This window comes from Aquimarina ulvae (genome assembly GCF_053613295.3).
In genome coordinates, this window is the sequence record NZ_JBSIBP030000041.1 from 1 (window position 1) to 1,463 (window position 1,463).

At 36.5% G+C, this 1,463-nt stretch carries 2 protein-coding genes; both read right to left on the reverse strand.

All coding sequences use genetic code 11. From position 1 onward, the window contains the following. The coding region (locus tag ACWGOQ_RS24035; RefSeq protein ID WP_458202898.1) for a glycoside hydrolase family 16 protein at positions 1–906 on the reverse strand (906 nt) is incomplete at its 3' end. Between the two features lie 68 nt (positions 907–974). Then, positions 975–1,463 (reverse strand): T9SS type A sorting domain-containing protein (locus tag ACWGOQ_RS24040; protein ID WP_458202899.1); only part of this gene is annotated, 489 nt, incomplete at its 5' end.

Sequence of the window (1,463 nt, forward strand, 5' to 3'; positions counted from 1 at the left end):
AGAAGAAACATTGTCATTAGGTATCCCAAGTGCCGCTAATTGTGTCATCGTATAACTACCTTCAGAAAGACCTACTGAAAAACCGTTAAAAGAACAGTCCCTATATAATGTCACATTTCCCGTGGTTGGATTGGGGTTCCCTGAACCGGCTCGGTATACTCTTACATAATCTACATACATACGAGCAGGTAGTTTACTATCATCAATTGAAAATCCTGGCCAGTTACCACCTACTGCTAAATTGAGCAATAGAAAATATTCATTATGAAACTCACTCGTTCCATTTATACCATTACTTATGTCAACAATATGGTATTGATTCCCATCAACAAACCACTTGATACTATTCTCGTCCCACTCAACAGAATACACGTGATACTCTGTTATATTGGCTTGAGTGTATCCCCCATAAGAGGCATAATTACCATTATTATCCTGCCAATGTATAGTTCCGTGGACATCTGGACTAGTATTTACGTGTTCCATGATATCTATTTCTCCACATGCGGGCCATCCTACAGAAGAAATATTATCACCTAACATCCAGAAAGCTGGCCAAAGTCCCTGTCCTGAGGGTAGAGCTATTCTTGCTTCTATCTTGCCGTATTTAAAACTTTTTCTTCCTTGTGTTTTCATTCTGGAAGAAGTATAATTGTATCCTCCAACACTTTCTCTTTTGGCAGTAATAACCAGTTTACCGTTTTCTACGGTCGCATTTTCCCGACGATAATATTGCAACTCGTTGTTACCCCATCCCGAGGAACCATTTCCAGTTTCGAAAACCCAGTCTGAGCTAATTCCGTTATCAAATTCATCTTGCCAAACTATGTCCCAGCTTTGGGAATTAGCTACTTTATTTACTATTATAAAAAAAGTCAGAAATAGTATTATTTTAATTGTATCCATATCAATATTATTAAATAGGTTAATAGATGACCTACATTTTTTTCTTAAAGATTTACTAATTGAAGCACTCATTGTTTTATAAATCTTTTTGCCATTTTTTTACCCCCTTTATCAGTTATGATAATAAAATAAACTCCAGATTCTAAAGATGAAACATCCACGTTATTGGCGGCAGTTTTATCCCTTGACACCAAAGATCCGTCAGCGCTTATAATTTCAATACTAGAAGTTTTCAAATCAGAACTATAGAACAAGGTTGTCTCGACTGGATTAGGATATACTGTTATTTTTAAATCATCCGATTGAGTGCCAACAATTTCATTAAGCCTTTGTGTATCTTGATTCGTAATTTTAATCCAGTTAATATTCCAACCTCCTGATACAGCATAAATACCAAAAGGATATGTACCTGCATTTACATTAACCGTATGAGAAACCGTAGTCCAATTTTGCCATCCTCCCGTATTAGGTATATCTACTTCACCTAAAACCAAGGTACCTGCATTTAAATCCGCAGATAACCTAGCTCCGTTTGTCGAACTGGCAACTCGATATTC